This is a genomic window from Hymenobacter segetis (assembly GCF_054776495.1).
The window spans coordinates 1,810,073-1,830,975 of sequence record NZ_BAAHBV010000001.1 but is presented as its reverse complement, the minus strand read 5'-3'; the positions used below and the strand labels follow the sequence as shown (position 1 = coordinate 1,830,975).

Genomic DNA, 20,903 nt, shown 5'->3' with positions numbered 1-20,903 from the left:
GCCTAGAGGGAGTGCCAATGTTCTAAGTAGCTTCAAATATTTGTAGTGCTCATCAGCTTTTGGGGCGGCCGATGAGCTTGCAGAAACTGCTGGGCAGCCGCTATTTCGGGCCTGTCTGATTTGGCCAGGTTGGCAACCCGCAGCAATTGCTGATAATAACGGGTGGCCTTGGCGGCATCGCCGGCCCGGCTGGCGGCCAGCCCCGCGCCGCACAGGCCATTGAAGCGGTTGGGGTGTTTGCGAAGATTGGCCTCGTACGCCATTAGCGCCTCCTGAGGCTTATTAAATTGCAGGAGCATATCGCCCAATAGCTCGCGTGCCGGGAGTACTTCGGAAGGCGTAACCGGGTGCTTTTCGGTGCCATCTTCCAGGTCGGCAGCGGCATGCATAAGCTCTAATGCAGCATCGCCTTGGCCTTCTCGCCAGAGAATCCAGGCCTCGGCGGCTTTGACTTGGATTTCAACCTGCCGGGCTTTGTACTCGTCTTTCTGAGCTAGGAGCTTGCCCTGAAGCTCCTTTAACGCCTGCAGCTCTGCTTTGGCAGCAACCACTTTGTTGGAATGAACCAGGCCCAGCGCCCGTGTGAAATGCACAATGGCCCGCTGCCAGGGGAAATCCTGCCAGGGAAAATCGGGCCTGTTAATTTCCAGTGCGGCCGCTTCTTGCCAGCGCCGGTTTTCGAGTAAATAGCGGGCCGGGATGGCCGCAAAAGCATACGCCACTTTAAAGTTTTGGGGCGTGACAATTTTGATATTTTGCAGGTGGTCCCATTGCTGTTGGGCAAGGGCATTTTCGCCCCGTTGCAGGTACGCGTACATGAGGTAATCCATGCCGTGCAATTCCTCGTCCCAGTGCCCTGGCAGGCCGGCTTCTTGCGCGTAGCATTGCGCCGAGGCCACGGAAGCCAAATTGGAATTGATACACTCTTCCCACAGTCCCAACCGGGTAAAAATGTGCGAAGGCATGTGCAGCGCGTGCGCCGACGATGGCGCCACGGCCGCATATTTCCGAGCCGCGGGCAAGGCTAATTCGGCCAGTTCCGGGTAATCGTATGTGTGAATGATATAATGAATTATGCCCGGATGATTCGGCTCATTAGGATAGAGCGCGGCTAATAATTGTCCCGCTTTTTTCTGATTAACAAACTGCTTGTCCGCCGGATTAGCAGACGCGTTCAGCGCCAACGCGTAGAAAATAGTGGCTTCCTTATCCGCCGGATATTTCGTGTGAAGAGCTTCCATGGCCTTCTCAAAACGGCCGCAGCGGGTGCGGTGGTCGGCGTGGTCGGCATCCTGATAGAAGGCCGCAATGGCATCGATATAATCGGCTTCGCGGGCAGTTTTTTGGGTAATTGATTGTGCCAGAGTGATAGCCTTAAGGCCTTTCTGTAATTCCGGCTCGGCGGGCGGCGTCCACAACGGATGGAAATTGGCCATGGCTACGCCCCAATACGCCATGGCACAAGCCGGATTTTTATCAATAATCTTTGCGAAGACCTTTTCTGCTTCATCGTATTCAAACGAATGCAACAGCTTCAGGCCAAGGTCAAAATCTGCCTGTGCGGCCGCCCCGCACGAAACCTTGAACTGAACCGCGCCCAGCTGCTGGTTGCTGGCCCCGCAAGTAATCACCTGCCCGCGTTTGAGGCTCAGTTGGGTGATGGCGGCCTGTGATGGGGTGGTGGTTTTCTCTCTGCACGACGATGCCAGCGCCAGCAAGGTGATAATTGTCCAATTCAGGGATGTCCGTTGCATATCGACTACTTGCTAAAAGCGTTGCCAGCTATCGGAATTAAGCTCGCCGCTCCTCGGTGTGCCAACCCTGACGGATTATTCTGGTAGAATTTATATTAAACATAGTGAATTTTAAACAAAGCCTTTGCTCGGCGGCTCGCGGCGCATTTTGCTGCGTAATACCACTTATCTCAGCGGGGGTAAACAGAGATTATTTGGATTTTTTAATTTGTGTAAATTATTGTTGATTAGTGCCCCGAAGTTTTCAAAGCACAAGTAGTTAAAATGAAAAAGGGATTTCTGATTACAGCTGTCAGCTGCGCATTGCTCGCGCTTACTTCAGTCGAGCTTCTGGCCCAGGCGGCACCAAAAGCCAAGCTTAAATATGGCAAATACAGCTGCACAGCCAGCAAATACCGTGGGGTAGTGACCGAATATATCCCGCGCGGTTCGTTCACGATAAGTACCGATGGCACCTATTTCTACTCCGGTTTTGAGAAACCCAGCAAGGGAAAATTCATCGTTGATAAAGACGGAAACCTGCTATTTACTGGTGGCTATTTTGATAAAGGCAAAGCAGAGAAAATAGACCGGCCCGATAAATACTTTCTGGTATTTCCGACCAATCCTGATAACCGCTGGACTTGCACTTACGCGGAAAAGTAGCCGCAACTCTGGTGCAGGCTAACTGCCTGTACCTGCCAGTGTAGTGGGCCGGGGCAAATACTTTTTCACCAGTCGCATTAAACGCGACCTTTGTCAGCGCGTCCAACCCCCGCCTTCGCCGCCCAGGCAAGAATCTATCGCGTTTGGAAGACCACGAAATTCTCCTCAAGTTCCAGGACCCCGCTAGCCGCAATCTGGCGTTCAACCAGCTCGTGCGCAAGTACCAGAGCAAGGTGTACTGGCACGTGCGCAAGATGGTGGTGGACCACGACGACGCCGACGACCTCACCCAGGACGTGTTTGTGAAGGTGTGGAAGCACCTCGAAAACTTCCGCCAGGATTCCCAGCTCTTTACCTGGATTTACCGCATCGCCACCAACGAGTGCCTGAATTTCCTGAGCAGCAAGCGGCGCAAGTTCCTGCTGCCGCTGAATGACGTGGGGGCCGAGCTGGCTGCCAAAATTGAAGCCGACCCCGCTATTGCCGGCGATGCCATTGAGCTGAAGCTCCAACAAGCCATTCTGCGCCTGCCCGACAAGCAGCGCCTCGTGTTCAACCTGCGCTACTACGACGAAATGCCCTATGAGCAAATGGCCGAAGTAACCGGCACCAGCGTGGGCGCGCTGAAAGCCAGCTACCATCACGCCGTGAAAAAAGTAGAAGAATACGTGACCCGCAACACCGACGACTAACCCCGCCCCGCACAATTTTTTACTGGCGGAATTAAACGCTGCCCCTGCCTTTTCATCCAACCATCATGAAAACTGCTTTCAAGCTAGACGCGCATCCCCGGCGGCCCCGCCCGCTGCTGAGCGAGCCGCCCGCTGGCTACTTCGATAAACTGCCGATGCATATAATGGCCCGGCTGCCCCAGGCCGATGCCCGCGAAACTGCATTAGGTCGCGGCTGGCTCAGCTTCCTGTCGCCGGCGCTGCGCACCGGGCTGGCCTCGGTGGCCGTGCTGGGCGGGTTTGCAGCCTCGTTCTACATGAGCGGCACTGCGCCGCTGGTGCCCGCCACGGCCACCACCGCCTCGCTCGATGCTGTGCCGCGCACCGAGCTGGTGGGCTACCTGCTCACGAGCGGTGCCCGCGTCGAAAACTCCGACCTGGCCGTGCTCACCGCCGCGCATCCAGCCATCACCAAAGGCTTCCTACAAGCATCGGAAGATGAGCTGAACGACGCGCTGGACGCGCAACCTTCCGACGATTCTACGTACCTCTAATTTCTGTATTCCTACCTCGCTATCATGTCCGTTTTATCATCCATGTTTCGTTTGCTGAGCCTCGCGGCTTTGCTGCTGCTGCTGGCCCCGGCCGCGCACGCCCAGGGTGGGCTGGGCGGCGGCCGGCGCCAGCGCCTCGGCCAGCTCGAAAACGCCAAAATTGCCTTCATCACCAACCGCGTATCCCTTACCCAGGACCAGGCCCAGAAGTTCTGGCCGCTCTACAACGAGTTTTCGACCCGCCGCCGCGAGCTCAACCGCAGCGGCCGCCTGCTGCGTCGCGACGTGACCGAAGGCATGACCGACCAGCAAATCCGCGACAACTTCACCCAATCCTTCAACATGCGCCAGCAGGAGCTGAACCTCGAAAAGGAATACTTCGATAAGTTTCAGAAAGTCATTTCCCTGCGCCAAGTGGCTCAGCTGTTTCAGGCCGAACGCGACTTCACGAAGGAAGTCATCAAGCGCGTGGCCGGGGCGGGTGCCCAGCCAGCCATTGACACCAATTAAGACCGTTTCTTTCTGAGCTATGCCAAGAGGCCGCTGCCCCCGCAGTGGCCTCTTTACTTTTGTGGGATAATCTAAACAGCCACTTCGCAGGTTGTTATCAAGGGCGGGTGGGTGAAGCTGCCAATGCATCCTCGTCCCCAAAATCCGACTAATCCGTCAAATCCGATAAAGCCGTGGTCCTCACACCCCGCCAATTATTCCTGCGCCACCAGGCCCAAACCTCTGATTTTCCGCTGCTGCTGGAAATTGAGCGGGCCGAAGGCGTGTACATGTACGGCCCCAACGGCCGCCGCTACCTCGACCTGATTTCGGGCATCGGCGTGAGCAACGTGGGCCACCGCCACCCGCGCGTGCTGGCCGGCATTCAGGCCCAGCTCGATAAATACCTGCACCTGATGGTGTACGGCGAATTGGTGCAGGCCGTCCCCGCGCAGCTGGCCGAGGCCATCCACAAAACCCTGCCCGCGCAGCTGGATTCGGTGTTTTTTACCAACTCCGGCACCGAGGCCATCGAGGGCGCGCTGAAGCTGGCCAAGCGCCACACCGGCCGCACCGAGCTCATTTCCTGCCTCAACGCCTACCACGGCTCCACGCACGGTGCCCTGTCCATCACCGGCTCCGAGAGCTTCAAAAACAGCTTCCGCCCGCTGCTGCCCGACGTGCGCCACATCCGCCACAACGAGCTGGCCGACCTCGCCTTTATCACCGAGCGCACGGCCGCCGTGGTCATCGAAACCGTGCAGGGCGAAGCCGGCGTGCGCGTGCCCAGCCCCGGCTACCTGCCCGCCCTGCGCGCCCGCTGCTCCGAAGTGGGCGCGTTGCTCATTCTCGACGAAATCCAGTGCGGCTACGGGCGCACTGGCACCATGTGGGCGTTCGAGCAGTTCGGCATCGAGCCCGATATTCTGGTGTGCGCCAAGGGCATGGGGGGCGGCATGCCCATTGGGGCCTTCATTTCGAGCACGGAAATCATGTCCGGCTTCAAAACCAATCCGATTCTCGGCCACTGCACCACCTTCGGCGGGCATCCGGTGAGCTGCGCGGCGGCCCTGGCCACGCTGCAGGTGATGCAGGATGAAAAACTGGCCGAAGGCGTGGACGCCAAAGCGGTGCGGTTCCGGGAGCAGTTGCGGCACCCGGCCATTCGGGCGGTACGCGGCCGAGGCCTGCTAATGGCTGTGGAATTCGATTCCTTCGCCGTGCTCAAGCCCATCATCGACTATGCCTTAGAGCACGAAGGCATCCTCACCGACTGGTTCTTGTTCTGCGACAACTCCCTAAGGCTGGCCCCGCCGCTCACCATCAGCGAGGCCGAGATTGACGACGCCTGCGCCGCGCTGCTGCGCGCCATCGAGCACATTGCCGGTGGGGGCGGGGTTGCACCCGGTAGGGCTAGCTAGGGCGATTAACGAACCAAGCTCGGTGCAGCAAAAAACCGGCCCTTTGGCAGCCCGAAACGGGGTTGCCAAAGGGCCGGTTCTGTTGCGGGCTGCCCGTTGGGAAATCTACTACACCGCCACGTTGGGGCGGGGCAACTCGTTGTAGTTCAGAAATGATGTGCTTTCTTCCTTGATGCGTTCCTTGGGCAGGCCATCTTTCACGCCCTGCGAAATCTTGCGCACCAACACGCCCACAATGGCTTTGCGGAAGCCCAGCTTCTCGGCCATCATGATGCAGAAGTCCATCTCAGTTTCGTCCACGATGCCGTCGGCCAACATCATATCTACAAGGTCGAAAATCTGGTCAAAACGCTCCGAGTCGGTGGTGGGCAGGTCGTTGCTGCTGCCTTTCGAGCCCGATACCAGCGCCTGCACTTCAGAGGAGCTGATGCCATTCTTTTTACCCACGGCGAGGATAAAATTCATCTCCCGAGCGTCGATATGGCCGTCGGCTTTAGCCAGCGCCGCGAGATTCAACAGGTGGCTTTTGATTTTTTTAGCCTGCTCATTTTCGAAAAAACCGAACATAAACGTGGGAATTAAGATGTGGGGAATGATTTTGGGAGCGAAACCGCGATTTCAGGGGTAAGATACACGAAAAATCAGCTTTTTGTTGTCAAATTACTGTTCTGCTAAGAGAAATTACAATCGTTTCCATAACGGCAATTTCTTTGCCTGGGTTGAGGGTTTGCATTCATTTCACCAACTTTGCGCGGTTTGGGTGCCATTTGCGCGCCCGGTTGTATATATATCAGGTCAGATGAAGAGAATAGCGGTTTTTACGAGTGGAGGCGATTCGCCGGGCATGAATGCCGCCATCCGGGCGGTGGTACGCACGGCCACATACCACGGTATTGAGGTTTACGGCATTATGCGGGGCTACAGTGGCATGATTAAGGGCGAATTTGTGCGTCTTGATTCGGCTTCGGTGTCCAACACGGTGCAGAAGGGCGGCACCATTCTTAAATCGGCTCGCAGTCAGAAGTTTATGACCAAGGAAGGCCGCCAACAGGCCTTCGACCAATTGGTAAACAACGGTATTGAAGGCCTCGTGGCCATTGGCGGCAACGGCACCTTCACCGGGGCTATGATTTTTGAGGAAGAATTCGGCATCCCCACGGTGGGTGCGCCGGGCACCATCGACAACGACCTGTACGGCACGGACTACACCATCGGCTACGACACGGCCGTGAACACGGCGCTGGAGTGCATCGACAAAATCCGGGACACGGCCGACTCGCACGACCGTTGCTTCTTTGTGGAGGTGATGGGCCGCGACTCGGGCTATATCGCCATCCCGTGTGCCATCGGCGGCGGGGCCGAAATCGTGATGATTCCCGAAACGCAAATGAGTGTGGATGTGGTAATTGACACGCTGCAAACGGGCTGGCAGCGTTCCAAAACCTCGTTCATCGTCATCGTGGCCGAGGGCGAGGAAGAAGGCAACGCCACCAACACGGCCGCCCGCGTGAAGGAAGCCATTCCGCAGCTCGACACTCGCGTCACGGTTATCGGGCACATTCAGCGCGGTGGCTCCCCCACGGCCGCCGACCGCCTGCTGGGCTCCCAAATCGGCATCGCCGCCGTGGAAGGCCTCATGAACGGCATGCGTAATGTAATGGCCGGAATTGTGGATAAAAAGCTGGTGTACACGCCGTTCACGGATACGATTAACAAGAAAAAACTCATCAACCAGAGCTTCATGCGGATGGTGGAGATTCTGAGCGTATAGCGTTTGACGGCTGTCATTGCGAGCGGAGCGAAGCAATCCGTCCTGTTCCCAGCGACTAACCTGATAATGTGAAAAGCCCCGGTACTGCAAAGTGCCGGGGCTTTCTGGTATAAGAAAATGGCTGGTTTTGACAGGACGGATTGCTTCGCTCCGCTCGCAATGACAGCTGGTTATAACTGCACCCACTGATAAGCCGAGTCCCGCCGCAGCCAGCTCATTTGGCGCTTGGCGTAGCGGCGGGTGTTGCGCTGAAGCAGGCGCACGGCTTCGGCCCAGTCGTATTCACCGTCCAGAAAGCCGAAAATCTCCTGGTAGCCCACGGTTTGCAGGGCGTGATGGTGGCGGTAGGGCAGGACGGTTTTTACTTCATCGAGCAGGCCGGCTTCTAGCATGTGCTCCACGCGGAGGTTGATGCGCTGGTAAAGCTCTTCCCGCTCGCGGGTGAGGGCCACTTTCACGTTGCGGAAAAGTGGGTTTTCGGGCGGTGGGCCGGCGGTGTGGAAGCTGGAAAAAGGCCGGCCGGTGGCGCGGGTGATTTCCAGGGCGCGCACCACGCGCTGGGGGTTTTGCTGGTCGATGCGGGCGTGGGCCACGGGGTCGGTTTCGGCCAGCTCGGCCACGAGGTGGGGCAGGCCGTGGGCGGCCAGCTCGGCGTGGAGTTGGGCCCGGACTTCGGGCGGCACGCTGGGCAGCTCGTCGAGCCCGTCGGTCACGGCCTGCACGTAGAGGCCCGAGCCGCCGGTGAGGATGACCAGCGGGTGCTTTTGGAATAAGTCGGTGAGGACGGCCAGGCAATCGGTGGCGAAGCGGCCGGCGCTGTAATCCTCCGTGATGCTGTGGCTATCGATGAAATGGTGGGGCACGCCCTGCATTTCGGCGGGCGTGGGCTTGGCCGTGCCGATGCTGAGCTCGCGGAAAAACTGGCGCGAGTCGGCCGAGACAATTTCGGTGTGAAACTGCTGGGCCAGCTGCACGCACAGGGCCGTTTTGCCCACGGCCGTGGGGCCGGCAATGGTGAGCAGCACGGGGCGCGGGTCGGTGGCTGTGGGGGCCAGCTGGGCGAGGATTTCGGGAGGAAGTGCGGACACGGCGGAAATAATGCGCTGTCAAAAGCGTCAACGCGGGCCGCAAAGTTCGCGCCGCCCGCGCTATTGCAGCCCCACGATGCGAAATTCGACGCGGCGGTTGAGGCGGCGTGTGGCTTCCTGGTCGTTGCTGGCAATGGGCTCGGCCCCGCCCAGGCCCAGGCCGGTGATGCGGCTGCCGGCCACACCGTGGTCGGCGAGGTAGGCTTTCACGGCGGCTACGCGCTGCTGGCTGAGCACCACGTTTTTTTCGGGCGGGCCCACGTTGTCGGTGTGGCCGCGCAGCTCGATGGTCAGGCCGGGGTTGTCAATCATGAGGCGCACCAGCTTGTTGAGGGCGGCGGCCGACGAGGGCAGCATAACGGCTTTGCCCTGCTCGAACTGCACGTTGGCGAGTTGCTGGGTGGCTCCCACGGCCAGCGGGCGGAGCAATATGTCGCGTACCAGCGGGCCGGGCGCGGCGGCCCAGGTGCTGTCGGTGGAGAAATAGCCGGGGTGCTGGGCGTGGTATTGGTAGGTGCTGCCCGGCGTGGTGGTGTAGGTGAAGCTACCGCGCACCGACAGCAGCACGGCCGTGCCCACGTCGTCGTGGTCGAGGCGGAGCTGGGCCTGCGGCAGGGGCAGCGAGGTGGTGGCATCGAGCACGCGGCCTTCCCAAATGGAAGTGGTGGGCGTGGGTGGCGGCGCGGGCGGGGCGGGCTGCACCACGCCAAACAGGTTGCAGCCGGCCAGGTCGGTATAGGTGCCGCCGCGCACGCGGGTGGCCTGGCGGCGGGCCAAATCGACCTGATAGAGCCCGTGCGGGCCGGCTAGGTACATGCGGCGGCGGCCGGCGGCATCGTTCTGCATCAGCAGGTCGCTGTAGCCGCCGCGCACGGGCAAGCCGTCGATGGGAATGCGCTCGGGCGCGGGCTGCTTGGTGGTCAGGTTTACTTTTAGCAGCGAGCCGTCGGTGCTGTACACCATATACATCGTGCTGGCATCGTCGAGACAGAAATTGCCGTGGGTGCCCGCGCTGGCGAAGCCGATGAGGGGATAATACGGCGCTTTGCGGATGGGGTCCGTGGCCCACACCACGCTCACGCGGCCTTCGTGGGGGCTCACGCGCACGAGCAGGTTGGCATCGGAAGTCATGAAATACAGGTCGCCGTGGTCGTCGGTAGCGGCGGAAATCCAGACGTTTTCCGGGCCTTGGGCGGGGAGCTGCCAGTCGGTGTACGCGCCGCGCCGGGCGGCGGGGTCGTAGCGGTACACGCGTTCAGGCGCGTTGGTGGGGGCTTTCGTGACGGAATACAGGCAGTTATCGAAACCTTTGGCCAGGGCGTAGGACTGGAAGGGCAGCACCCGGCGGTGAGCACGGGGCGTGGCTGTGGGGTCGGAAGTTGAAAACTCGTGGATGGTGCGGCAGTCATCTTCCCACTGCCCGTCGTGGTAGCGCAGGGCGGCAATGCCATACATTTTGCCGTCACAAATCTGGTCGGCGTAGCGGCGGCTGGGCCAGGGCGAGTTAGTGAAAGCGAACGACTCGACCAACTGCCGGCCTTCGGTGAGGTAGCGGCCGCTCTGGTCGGTGCCGGCCCGGTATTCTACCCGAAACTCGTAGCCGCCGCGCCAGAGCTGCCGGCCCACTACGTGCATGCGCGTGGCTAGGGCTGGCGGGGCGTAGGTGTACTCGTAATCAATCTCATCGGTGGGGCCAATGCTGTGCTGGTCGAGGCGCAGCACCTGCACGCGGGGAAGGCGCTGGATGCGTTGGTACACCGAATCGGGCCGGCCCGCGCCTAGCAGCCGCAGGTCGCGGCGGTCGTCGGGCAGTGGCTGCTGGAGGACTTTCACTGTCGCGGCGATAACCGGCGCGCCGGCTGTGAACGTGGCTACCTGCCCGCCCGCGGCCCGGGGCGGCACCCAGCCCGGCGCAAAGGCCAGCTGGTAGCGGGCTTGCGCGTCGGTGTACGGGATAGCGGGCGGCGTGGGCTGTGCATATAGTATCAGCCGAAAAACCAACAGTACCAGCGTCAGAAAAATCTTCATAGGCCGGAGCAACGGGGAACCAGGGTAAGCAGCTACAAAACAATATTTTCGGCGTGTAGTGCCACCCATCGGACCGGCAAGATAACGCCCACGGCCGCCTTCCAGGCAGCAAGCGGCCGATGCGCTGGCGCCAACGAGCCAGTAGTTTAAGTTATTGGCTCAATGTGCAAGCGAAAGCCAGGCTATGCAAATAAGCCCGCAAATAGCTTCAGCAGCACTTGTTCCTCATGTTGCCAGCTGAGTTGGAGCGCGGCGCGGCGGCAGTTTTCGGCCAGGTGCTGGTAGCGGGCGGGCTCGTCGCGCAGCAGGCGGTTGAGGGCAGCGGCCAGGGTGGTGGGTTGCAGGTCGGTCACCAGCTCGGCCACGTCGAACTGGTCGTTGAGGGCGCGGTATTCGGGAAAGTCGATGAGCACCTGCGGGATGCCGGCGTGCACGTAATCAAAAAATTTATTGGCCAGCGAGTAATAGTAGCTCAGGCCGATATTCTCCAGCAGCATGATGCCCACGGCCGCGTGCCGCGTGACTTCGCGCAATGCCTCGGGCAGCACGAAGCCCCGAAATTCAACTTTGCCTGATGCCAGCAAACCCAGCTTTTCGGCGCGCTCACGTAGCATGGCCGAGAGGTCGCCTTCACCGCAAATCACCAGCCGGCCCGCCACCTGCGGCATGGCATCAATCAGGTTTTCCAGGCCCCGGCCCACATTCAGCGCGCCCTGGTAGAGGATGTAGCCAGCGGGCGGGGCAGCGGTGGGGGCGGGCGGCAGCACCTCGCCAGTTCGCAGGCGGCTCACGTTGCGCACCACGGCAAAGGGCCGGCCGTAGCGCTGCTCAAAGACCTGCGCCAGTGCCGGCCCCACGGTGTAGGCTAGCCGGGCGCGCGGCACGATGAAGCCCTCCACCCACCGCCAGATGCGCTGAACCGCCGGCCGGGCCACCACCTCGGGTACTTCCGTGAATAGCTCGTGGGCGTCGTACACGAAGGGCTGGCCGCCGAGCTTGGCGCGCAGCCACACAGGTAGGGCGGTATCAAGGTCACAGGCGCACCAGGCGGCTGCGCGCTGGCTCAATAGGTAGAAAAACAGCCGCAGGTTATACTCCAGGTAAAACAGCTTGCCCTTTTGAAACCAGCCGCGCAGGCGGCGCTGCTGGTAAGGCTGCGGCGTGAGTGGGGGCGAAGTGGGCCGCTGCCAGCCCACCAGCTGCACGCGGTAGCCGGCGGCGGCCAGGCTGCCGCAGATGCGCTGCATCCGCTGGTCGAAGCACAAATCGGTGGTGACGGTGAAAAGCAGCGGCTGGGAGGGGAGCGGCAAGGGCGGGGTGGGGCGAGGGCCAGCCGGGCAGGGACGGCCGGCGATAATTATATTTTGGCCAAATTTACACCGCCGCCTCGCAGCGCGGTGGCTATCTTAGCCGGAAATATCAACTGGTAGTTCGTGTCGTTTATGGCTCCTTTTTCGGCTACTTCCACTGCCCGCCCCGTGGCCCCGCCCCTGGCGGCGCTGCTCGACCAGCTTGGCCAGGTGTACATGCTGGCCGATTCGAAGGGGACCATCGTTGAGGTCAATGAGGCCCTGCTGGCCCTCACGGGCTATACCCGCGACAAAGTGCTGGGCCAGCACTGCTACCAGCTGTTTGCCCCGCCTGCCGAGCGCGAAGCGCGGCGGCGGGAGTTCCTGGAAATAATTGAGCATCAGAACGTGGCGGCCAGCTACGAGCGGTCGATAAGTACGCGCACGGGCCAGCTGCGCTACCTGAACTGGCAGGCCGGCTTCACGCACGATGCCGCCGGGGGCGTTACGGGCCTCTGGATGGCCGGCCAGGAAGTGGCCAGCCACAGTGTGGTTAGCCCGGCCCTGGCCGGCGACAGCACCCACCTGCAGGACTTTCTCGACAATGCCCAAGACTTGGTGCAGCACCTCGGGGCCGACAACGGTTTCCTGTTTGTGAACAAGGCCTGGAAGGAAAAGCTGGGCTATACCGACGCCGAGCTGGCCACCCGCACCCTGGCCGATGTGGTGCACCCCTACTACAAGGCCAAGCTGCTCTATCAGCTCCGCAATCTGTATGATGGCGAGCCGGTGAACAAGGTCGAAACCGTGTTTCTGACTAGCCAGGGCAAGCCCGTGCACCTTATCGGGAGCATGAACGTGGTGCGCGAGGAAGGCCAGCCGGTGAGCAGCCGCGCCATTCTGCACGACATTACGGACCGCATCAAGGCCGAGCGCCTGCAAAAGGTCTACTACAGCATCGCCAACCTGGCCATCTCGGCCAAGGACTTGCCCAGCCTCTACGGGGCCATTCACCGCGAGCTGAGCAAGATTATCGAAACCAGCAACCTGTTCATCGCCCTCTGCGACGATGCCCGCACGCAGCTGCAGTTCGTGTACCACGTCGACCAGCACCCACAGGCCCGGCCGCAGGGCACGCGGCCTTTTTCGGCGGGCGTGTCGGAGTACATCATTGCCGGCGGGCAGCCGCGCTACCTCACCCACACCGACTACCAGCAGCTGGTGCGCAGCGGGGCCGTCACGGCCTTCGGGCAGGCCCCGGAGGTGATGCTGGCCTCGCCGCTCAGCATCGGCGACCGCATCATTGGGGTGCTGGCCGTGCAGGACTACAGCCGCGCCGATGCTTACACACCCGGCGACCTCGACGTGCTGCACTTCATCTCGAACCAAGTGGCCCTGGCCATCGAGCGCAAGCGCAACGAGGAACAGATTGGCAAGCAAACGGCCCGCCTCAATGCTATCTTCGAGAGCGGCTCGCACGTGATGTGGACGGTGGACACCCACGCCAACCTCATGAACTTCAACCGCAACTACGCGGCCCTGTTCCTGCGGCGCAACGGCACCTACCCGGTGCGCGGCCTCAACCTGTGGAAGGCCGACCTGGCGAACATGCCCGCCCACGAGCGCGACACCTTCGTGCAGCACTACGACGCGGCCGCCAAGGGCCAGGCCCAGCGCTTCGAGATGCGCCTGCGCGATGCCCGGGGCTATGACGTGTGGACCGATATTTACCTGAACCCGATTTACCTGGGCGATGGCTCGTTTGAGGAAATTTCGGCCATTGCCCACGATATCACCGAGCAGAAGCGCGCCCAGCTGGCCCTGGAAGGGCAGGAGGAGAAGTTCCGCTCCATCTTCGAGTCGTTTCAGGACATCTACTACCGCACCGACGAGGAAGGCATTCTCACCATCGTCAGCCCTTCGGTGCGCGACGTGCTGGGCTACGAGCCCGAAGAAGTGGTGGGCAGGCCCGTGATAGATTTCTACGTGGAGCCCGCCGACCGGCCCCGCGCCACCGAGGAAGTGGACCGCAGCGGTGGCCTGCGCAACTTCGAAACCCAGCTCTGGCACAAGGACGGCTACCCGGTAAGCGTGCTGGTGAATGCGCGCATCGTAGGCGGCGGCGATGCCGGCACCCAGGGCATTGCCCGCGACGTAACCGAAATCAAGCAGATGCAGGACGACCTGCGCCTGGCCAAAGACGAGGCCGAAGCCGCCCTGGAGGCCAAAACGCAGTTCCTGGCCAACATGAGCCACGAACTGCGCACGCCCATGAACGGCATCATCGGCATGATTGACCTGCTCGACCAGACCGTGGAAACCGACGAGCAGCTCGACTACGTGGATACCCTGCGCAAGAGCTCCGACGCGTTGCTTACCATCCTGAACGACATTCTCGACCTATCGAAAATCCAGGCCGGCAAGCTCCAGATTCACGAAACGCCTATCGAGCTGCAAGCCGTGATGGAGCGCATCCGCGCCCTGTTCATCTACCGGGCCGAGCAGAAGCACATCCGTTTCACCTACCACATCACGCCGCACACCCCGCGCTACGTGATAACCGACGAGGTGCGCCTGCTCCAAATTCTGTCCAACCTGGTGGCCAACGCCATCAAGTTCACCAACGAAGGCACTGTGGGCATCGTGGTGAGCAGCGTGAGCACCGACGGCGAGCTGCACACCCTGCGCTTTGCGGTGCAGGATTCGGGCATCGGCATTTCGAGCGACAACGCCAGCCTGCTCTTTACCAATTTCACCCAGCTCGACACCACGCCCAGCAAGGCCTACGGCGGCACGGGCCTGGGCCTGAGCATCAGCCGGCAGCTGGCCGAGTTGCTGGGGGGCGAAATCGGCGTATTATCCGACGAGGGCGAGGGCTCGGTGTTCTGGTTCACCATCACGGCCCGCGAGGCCCAGCACGTTGAGCCACTCGCTGCGGCTCCGCAGCGCGAGGCCGCGTTCCAGCCCTTCGAGGCCGCCCCGCGGGTGCTGCTCGTCGATGACAACGCCATTAACCAGAAGGTGGGCCAGCGCCTGCTCACCAAGCTGGGCTGCGATGTGACCATTGCCGGCGGCGGCCCCGAGGCCATTGCCCTGGTTAGCAAGCCGGGGGCCAGCTACAACATTATTTTCATGGACATCCAGATGCCGGAAATGGATGGCGTGGCCGCTACCGCCGAAATCCGCCGCTTGCTGGGGGCTGCCTGCCCACCCGTGGTGGCCATGACGGCCTACTCCATGCAGGAAGACGCCGGCCGCTTCATGAGCCAGGGCCTCGACGACTACGTGGGCAAGCCCGTGAAAAGCCGCCACCTCTACGAAGTGCTGCACCGCTGGCTGCGCCCGCGTAATACCCCCGCCACAGCCCCTGGTGCCAATGGCACTGCCCCGGTCCCGGCTGCGCTGCCCGCGCCAGCCGCGCCTCAGGAGCCCACGCTCGATGTGAACATCATGCACCAGTTGATAGAGCTGGGTGGCTCCGAATTCACGTTCGAGCTGTATAAGGAGTTTGAGCAGGAGGCCGGCGATTTGCTGCGCGACGCTGCCCCCGTGGTGGCCGAGGCCAACTTCCGCGAGCTGCTGCCCATGCTGCACCAGCTCAAAGGCACGGCCTCTACGCTGGGCGGGGTGGCCCTGGCCGCGCAGGCCCGGCACCTTGAACACCAGTTCAAAGAGGGCCGGCTGGATGAAGGTGCCGTGGGTTTTCAACTTCTGGAACATTACTTTGCGCAGTTCGTTGCCGAATACCCCGGCGCAGTTGAGCGCGCTGCTGACCCTTCGGCCGCCTGAGCGCGGCCAATTTCTTACCGCTCTACCCTATGAACCCAACTCAAACCCCTTCGCCAATGTCCGCCGAACCCGCATCCAAAACCATCCTCATTGCCGAAGACAGCTCGGTAATTCTCAATCTTACCCGCAAAATCCTCGAATTGCAGAAGTATAAAATCGTGCTGGCTAAAAACGGCGGCGAAGTGCTGAAGCAATTGGAGAGCAACCCGGTGGATTGCGTGCTGATGGACATCAACATTCCCGTGAAAGACGGCATGCAGTGCACCCGCGAAATCCGCGCCCACGCCGACCCCAAAATCAACAAGCTGCCCATCATCGCCATCACCGGCAACGCCAACAACTACTCGATGGACCAGTTCCGCGAGGCCGGCGTGACCGATTACCTGCCCAAGCCGCTCGATTTCGACGCCCTGGTGCGCGTAGTGAAGCAATACGTGGGCTAAAGGAATTATGAGTTTTGAATTATGAATTATGAGTTGAAATCGTAGGCCCAAATGCCTCACGGCGGTTTTGACTGCGAAACAACTCATAATTCAAAACTCATAATTCATAATTCAAACGCAGTGCAAGTAACGTTCTTAGGTACAGGCACGTCTTCCGGCGTGCCGATGATTGGCTGCACCTGCGTGGTGTGCCGCTCGCTCGACCACCGCGACCACCGCCTGCGCGTGTCCGTGCACCTGGAAGTGGACGGCCGCAGCTTCGTGGTCGATTCTGGCCCCGATTTCCGCCAGCAGATGCTGCGCGCCCGCGTCACCCACCTCGACGCCCTGCTCTTCACCCACGAGCACAAGGACCACACCGCCGGCCTCGACGACATCCGGGCCTTCAACTTCCGGCAGCAGACTGACATGCCGGTTTTTGCCGAGCCCCGGGTGCTGCAGCAGCTCCGGCAGGAGTTTGCCTACATTTTTGCCGAGCACAAGTACCCCGGCGTGCCCCGCGTGACGCTGCACCCCATCGAGCGCGATGACGTGCCGTTTGACGTGCTGGGCGTTCCCGTGCTGCCCCTCCGAGCCATGCACCACCGCCTGCCGGTGCTGGGCTTCCGCATCGGCGGCTTTTGCTACCTGACGGATGCCAACCACCTCGGCCCCGAAACCCGCGCCCAGCTCCGCGATGCCGACGTCATCGTGCTCAACGCCCTGCGCCGCGAGGAGCACATCTCGCACTTCACCCTGGCCCAGGCCGTGGCCGTGCTCGAAGAAGCCGCACCCAAACGCGCCTACCTCACCCACATCAGCCACCAGCTGGGCCTGCACCGCGAGGTAGAAGCCGAACTGCCTAGCTGGATTCGGCTGGCGTATGATGGGCTGAAAGTGGAGGTGTAGCGCGGACTTTGCGAGTCCGCGAATTGAACAACCGAGTTAGCACCACACTCGCGGACTCGCAAAGTCCGCGCTACATCCATGCACACCAACTACTATTTCCTGCGCCAGCTGGCCCCCGCGCTCACCGAGCGGCTGCGGGGCTACCGCGTGGCCGTTTGCTTCACGCAGGAAAAGGATGAGCTGGTCATCGGACTCACCAGCGGCACGGCTGAGTTCTGGCTGAAAGCGCAGCTGGGAGCCAATTTTCCGGCCCTGGCGTTGCCCGAAACCTTCCAGCGTGCCCGCGCCAATTCCGTCGATTTGTTCCCGGACATGCTGGGCCAGCAGGTCGAAACCGTGGCCGCCTGGCCCCAGGACCGGGTGCTGCAACTAAATTTCCGTAGCGGTGCCCGCCTCGTATTCAAGCTATACGGCCCGCGCCCCAATGCCATTTTCCGCACTGCGCCGGATGCCAAAGCCCAGCTTTTCCACCAAAAGCTGCTGGCTGATGCTGACCTGCGGCCCCAGCCAGCTACTACGCCTCCAGTTGCCGGGAAACTCCCGCCGCCGCTCGCCGATTTGCCCCTGCGCTACCTGCGCGAAAACGGCTACGACCTAGCCCCGCCCGAAACCAAAACCCGCTTGGTGAACCAGGTATTGGCCCAGCTCGAAAAGCCGGCCCAATACTACATCATCCAGCTCGACGGCCGCACGCGCCTCAGCCTGCTGCCGCTGGGCGAAGCGCTGGAAACCTTTGCCGGCGACGACCCCGTGGTCGCCCTGCGCCGCTTCGTGCCCATGGCTCTGGGCCGCCGTGCCCTCGAAATGGAAACCAAGCAGCTTCGCCAGCTGCTGGAGCGCCGCGCCGACGAGGCCAGTACCGCCGCCGCCCACGCCCGCCAACGCCTCCATGCCCTGGCTCACGAGGCCGGCTACCGCCACACCGCCGACCTCATCATGGCGCACCTGCACGAGATTCCGGCCGGGGCCACCCAAATCGAAGTGCTGGATTTCTACACCAACCAGCCCAAAACCATCAAGCTGAAGCGCACCGAAAAACCCCAGCTCACCGCCGAAAACCTTTACCGCAAGGGCAAAAACCAGCAAATCGAAGAGCGCCAGCTCAGTGAGCGCATTGCTCGCCGCGAGGCCGAAGCCCTCACGGCCCTGGAGCGCCTTGAGGAGATGGACACCCAGCCCGCCCTGGCCGAGTTGCGCGGCCTGCGCACCTGGCGCAAGCAGCACGGCCTCGACCCCACGCCCACGGCGGCCAAAGCGGCCACGGAACTTCCCTTCAAAGTTTTTGAGGACCGGGGCTTCACCATTTTGGTGGGCCGCAACGCGGCGAATAACGACCTGCTCACCCAGAAATATGCTCATAAGGACGACCTGTGGCTGCACGCCAAGGACGTGACCGGCTCGCACGTCGTCATCCGGCACAAGGCGGGGCAGGTTGTGCCTGAACCCGTGGTGGAGCACGCCGCCATGCTGGCCGGCTGGTACTCGCGCCGCCAGCATGATACGCTGTGCCCGGTCACGGTCACGCCCAAGAAGTTTGTGCGCAAGCCCAAGGGCGCGCTGCCCGGCCAGGTGGTAGTGGAGCGCGAGCGGGTGGTGCTGGTGAAGCCCGGCAACCCATTTGAGCGGGAGTAGGAGAGAGTTAGAGGCAGTGAGAGAAACGAAAAAGCCCGCTGCAATTACTTGCAGCGGGCTTTCGATTTGCGTGCGCGCGGGGAGATTCGAACTCCCACACCCGAAGGCACCACCCCCTCAAGATGGCGTGTCTACCAGTTTCACCACGTGCGCAAATAGAGCAACTAAACCGGGTATTCGGCCGAGGCCGGCGTCGCTGAGGTGGCGAAGCGGGTGCAAAGATAGCCGGAGGATTTTGGCCACACAACCTTTTATTGGCCTTTTTCACCAAGCCCCCACCATTGAACTGGTTATCTTGTGGTTTCGTAATAGCACTAGGGTGCTTTTCGTCCTTTTTTCAGAAAAAACGCCATGAATTCCTCCTCATTGCCCACTAAAAACTCCTTTTTCGGCCGCATGGCCGAGGCCATTACCAAGTTTTCGGGCTCTACGGCCGCATTTGTTACTGCGGCGAGCATCGTGATTGTGTGGGGCATCACGGGGCCGCTGTTTCATTATTCTGAAACCTGGCAGCTGGTCATCAACACGGGCACCACCATCATCACGTTTCTGATGGTGTTTCTCATTCAGCGGGCGCAGAACAAGGATTCGCTGGTGCTGCACCTCAAGCTGAACGAGCTGATTGCGGCCCAGCAGGGGGCCAGCAACCGCCTTATCAACGCGCAGGACTTTTCGGAAGAGGAAATCAAGACTCTGCACGATTTCTACTGTCTGCTGGCCGAGCTGGCCAAGAAGGACAACGACCTGGGCAAAACCCATTCGATAGAAGAAGCTGAGGACAACCACAGCGAAAAGCTGGCCGCGCAAGTCGACTAACGACTGAAACCAAAACCAAAAAAGGCTGCCGCAAATGATGCGGCAGCCTTTTTTGTGGTTTAATCTAAGGCTACTCGGCCCGGGTGAGGGGCGACTCGACTACGTGCTCCGAGACGAACCAGACCTGCATTTCGTTGGTGCGGATGAGCTGGCTCACGATGAGGTCGTTGGTGCCGTCGTCGCCGCTTTCGTCGGCTTTGCCGGCGTAGTCGTGGCAGTTTTTGAGGAGGCGCTGGTGGCCGTCGAGCAGGCGTGAGACTTGTACGGGGGCTTCTTCGCGGTCGCGGGGCACGCGGGGGATGCTGCTGAGCTCGGCCACGTCGTGGGCCATGGCCACGGCCACGCCGCCCAGAATCTGGATGCGCTCGGCGATGGCATCGACCAGTACCGCCTGCTCCTCGTAGTGCTTATCAAACAGCAGATGCAGCTGGTAGAAAGTGGGGCCTACTACCTGCCAGTGGTGTTTTTTGTACATGTCGCGCAGCGTGATGGTATCGGCCAGGAGCTGGTTGAGCATGGTCACGCTGCTCCGGCGGGTGGCTTCGTCGAGGCCGATGGGCAGGCGCTGGCTCACGGTGCCGTAGCGCTGGGTGGGCGCGGGGGCGTGGTTTTGCTGGTTGAGGATGGGCTGGATGTCGACGGCGGCGTTGGTGCCGGCCCCTTTGCCGTTGTTGGAGGCAGCGGCTTTGGCGGGGGCTTTCTTGGCGGCCGGGGCGGCAGCTTTTTTGGGTGCGGCGGTTTTGGGAGCGGCGGTTTTGGCGGGAGCAGCCATAATGATGAAAACGAGTGAGGTGAGGCAGGCCGCCGAAATATTCCGGCAGCGAAAATTCTATTTCTGCGTACGTAAAGCACCTTGCCGGGTTCAGGCCACATTCTTAAATTTCCTATTATGACCGAGCCAAAAACCACCACCCAATTGCCACACGACGTGCATCCCGAAGACCACCTCACCAGCTCGGCCATGCTGCAGGATGTGGTCATTGGCCTCTCCGATGGCCTCACCGTGCCCTTTGCGCTGGCGGCGGGGCTGAGCGGGGCCGTGTCGTCGTCCAGTCTGGTTATCACGGCGGGGCTGGCCGAGATTGTGGCCGGCAGCATTGCCATGGGCCTGGGCGGCTACCTGGCCGGCCGCACCGAGGTAGAACACTACGCCTCGGAGCTGAGCCGCGAGCACCGCGAGGTGCAGGAAGTGCCGGAAAAAGAGCGCGCCGAAGTAGACGAGTTGCTGGCCGACATGGGCCTCTCCCCGGAAACGCGCCGCCAGGCCGTGGCCGAGCTCACCGCCGACCCCGAGCAGTGGGTGAAGTTCATGATGAAGTACGAGCTGGGCCTGGAGGAGCCCGACCCCAAACAGGCCCCCAAAAGCGCGTTCACCATCAGCGTGGCCTATGCGGTGGGCGGGCTGATTCCGCTCAGCGCCTATTTTGTGACCGATACGCCGCAGCAGGGGCTGGCGTGGTCGGCGGCCATCACGCTGGTGTGTTTGTTCGTGTTTGGCTACTTCAAGAGCCGCATGACCGGGCAGCCGCCCGTGGCCGGGGCCGTGAAAATGGCCGTGGTAGGCGCGCTGGCAGCGGCGGCGGCCTTTGGCATTGCGCGGCTGGTGGGCGGCGCGTAGAAATTAT

18 protein-coding genes and 1 tRNA gene are annotated in these 20,903 nt (G+C 61.3%); 12 read left to right on the top strand and 7 right to left on the bottom strand.

Annotated elements, in window-relative coordinates; genetic code table 11:
* Window positions 1–32: 32 nt before the first annotated feature.
* Window positions 33–1,754, bottom strand: a complete 1,722-nt coding sequence (locus tag ACYU70_RS07640; RefSeq protein WP_342295367.1) for a hypothetical protein — start codon at window positions 1,752–1,754, stop codon at window positions 33–35.
* Between the two features lie 264 nt (window positions 1,755–2,018).
* On the opposite strand from ACYU70_RS07640, the gene ACYU70_RS07635 reads away from it, so the two are divergent.
* The 5 genes from ACYU70_RS07635 to ACYU70_RS07615 all read left to right on the top strand — a co-directional run bounded on the left by ACYU70_RS07635 (window position 2,019) and on the right by ACYU70_RS07615 (window position 5,534).
* The gene (locus ACYU70_RS07635; RefSeq protein ID WP_342295366.1) at window positions 2,019–2,399 is read left to right on the top strand and encodes a hypothetical protein; all 381 of its coding nucleotides are present in this window, start codon (window positions 2,019–2,021) and stop codon (window positions 2,397–2,399) included.
* A 143-nt stretch (window positions 2,400–2,542) separates the two neighbouring features.
* The gene (locus tag ACYU70_RS07630; RefSeq protein ID WP_342295365.1) at window positions 2,543–3,091 is read left to right on the top strand and encodes an RNA polymerase sigma factor; all 549 of its coding nucleotides are present in this window, start codon (window positions 2,543–2,545) and stop codon (window positions 3,089–3,091) included.
* A 65-nt stretch (window positions 3,092–3,156) separates the two neighbouring features.
* Window positions 3,157–3,624, top strand: coding sequence for a hypothetical protein (locus ACYU70_RS07625; RefSeq protein ID WP_342295364.1), 468 nt, complete (start codon window positions 3,157–3,159; stop codon window positions 3,622–3,624).
* Window positions 3,625–3,648: 24 nt separating this feature from the next.
* On the top strand, window positions 3,649–4,134 hold the full coding sequence (locus ACYU70_RS07620) for a hypothetical protein (RefSeq protein ID WP_342295363.1): 486 nt from the start codon (window positions 3,649–3,651) through the stop codon (window positions 4,132–4,134).
* Window positions 4,135–4,307: 173 nt separating this feature from the next.
* Window positions 4,308–5,534, top strand: a complete 1,227-nt coding sequence (locus ACYU70_RS07615) for an aspartate aminotransferase family protein (RefSeq protein ID WP_342295362.1) — start codon at window positions 4,308–4,310, stop codon at window positions 5,532–5,534.
* A 108-nt stretch (window positions 5,535–5,642) separates the two neighbouring features.
* On the opposite strand, the gene ACYU70_RS07610 is transcribed toward ACYU70_RS07615, so the two are convergent.
* Window positions 5,643–6,101, bottom strand: a complete 459-nt coding sequence (locus tag ACYU70_RS07610) for a tellurite resistance TerB family protein (protein ID WP_342295361.1) — start codon at window positions 6,099–6,101, stop codon at window positions 5,643–5,645.
* A 232-nt stretch (window positions 6,102–6,333) separates the two neighbouring features.
* Here ACYU70_RS07610 and pfkA point away from each other — a divergent pair, with 232 nt between their 5' ends.
* Window positions 6,334–7,305: a 6-phosphofructokinase gene (pfkA, locus tag ACYU70_RS07605; RefSeq protein WP_342295360.1), complete on the top strand. Its 972-nt coding sequence runs from the start codon at window positions 6,334–6,336 to the stop codon at window positions 7,303–7,305.
* A 170-nt stretch (window positions 7,306–7,475) separates the two neighbouring features.
* Here pfkA and miaA read toward each other — a convergent pair whose 3' ends face one another.
* The 3 genes from miaA to ACYU70_RS07590 form a co-directional block, all read right to left on the bottom strand.
* Window positions 7,476–8,393 (bottom strand): tRNA (adenosine(37)-N6)-dimethylallyltransferase MiaA, encoded by a 918-nt coding sequence (miaA, locus tag ACYU70_RS07600; protein WP_342295359.1) that lies wholly within the window; start codon window positions 8,391–8,393, stop codon window positions 7,476–7,478.
* 60 nt (window positions 8,394–8,453) lie between these two features.
* Window positions 8,454–10,421, bottom strand: a complete 1,968-nt coding sequence (locus ACYU70_RS07595; RefSeq protein WP_342295358.1) for an OmpA family protein — start codon at window positions 10,419–10,421, stop codon at window positions 8,454–8,456.
* A 182-nt stretch (window positions 10,422–10,603) separates the two neighbouring features.
* The gene (locus tag ACYU70_RS07590; RefSeq protein WP_342295357.1) at window positions 10,604–11,731 is read right to left on the bottom strand and encodes a glycosyltransferase; all 1,128 of its coding nucleotides are present in this window, start codon (window positions 11,729–11,731) and stop codon (window positions 10,604–10,606) included.
* 132 nt (window positions 11,732–11,863) lie between these two features.
* Between ACYU70_RS07590 and ACYU70_RS07585 the strand changes: the two genes are divergently transcribed.
* The 4 genes from ACYU70_RS07585 to ACYU70_RS07570 all read left to right on the top strand — a co-directional run bounded on the left by ACYU70_RS07585 (window position 11,864) and on the right by ACYU70_RS07570 (window position 18,462).
* Window positions 11,864–15,499 carry a PAS domain S-box protein gene (locus tag ACYU70_RS07585; protein ID WP_342295356.1) on the top strand — a complete coding sequence of 1,212 codons (3,636 nt, stop codon included), beginning with the start codon at window positions 11,864–11,866 and terminating at the stop codon, window positions 15,497–15,499.
* Window positions 15,500–15,555: 56 nt separating this feature from the next.
* Window positions 15,556–15,942, top strand: a complete 387-nt coding sequence (locus tag ACYU70_RS07580; protein ID WP_342295355.1) for a response regulator — start codon at window positions 15,556–15,558, stop codon at window positions 15,940–15,942.
* Between the two features lie 120 nt (window positions 15,943–16,062).
* Window positions 16,063–16,830, top strand: a complete 768-nt coding sequence (locus ACYU70_RS07575; RefSeq protein ID WP_342295354.1) for an MBL fold metallo-hydrolase — start codon at window positions 16,063–16,065, stop codon at window positions 16,828–16,830.
* A gap of 78 nt (window positions 16,831–16,908) precedes the next feature.
* The gene (locus ACYU70_RS07570; RefSeq protein WP_342295353.1) at window positions 16,909–18,462 is read left to right on the top strand and encodes an NFACT RNA binding domain-containing protein; all 1,554 of its coding nucleotides are present in this window, start codon (window positions 16,909–16,911) and stop codon (window positions 18,460–18,462) included.
* 71 nt (window positions 18,463–18,533) lie between these two features.
* Here ACYU70_RS07570 and ACYU70_RS07565 read toward each other — a convergent pair.
* Window positions 18,534–18,615 (bottom strand) — tRNA-Leu (locus ACYU70_RS07565).
* Between the two features lie 198 nt (window positions 18,616–18,813).
* Between ACYU70_RS07565 and ACYU70_RS07560 the strand changes: the two genes are divergently transcribed.
* Entirely contained in the window at window positions 18,814–19,278 is a 465-nt protein-coding gene (locus ACYU70_RS07560; protein ID WP_342295352.1) for a low affinity iron permease family protein, read from the top strand.
* A gap of 70 nt (window positions 19,279–19,348) precedes the next feature.
* Here ACYU70_RS07560 and ACYU70_RS07555 read toward each other — a convergent pair whose 3' ends face one another.
* Window positions 19,349–20,050 (bottom strand): Dps family protein, encoded by a 702-nt coding sequence (locus ACYU70_RS07555; protein ID WP_342295351.1) that lies wholly within the window; start codon window positions 20,048–20,050, stop codon window positions 19,349–19,351.
* Window positions 20,051–20,167: 117 nt separating this feature from the next.
* Between ACYU70_RS07555 and ACYU70_RS07550 the strand changes: the two genes are divergently transcribed.
* Window positions 20,168–20,896: a VIT1/CCC1 transporter family protein gene (locus ACYU70_RS07550; protein ID WP_342295350.1), complete on the top strand. Its 729-nt coding sequence runs from the start codon at window positions 20,168–20,170 to the stop codon at window positions 20,894–20,896.
* The last annotated feature ends 7 nt before the right edge of the window (window positions 20,897–20,903 follow it).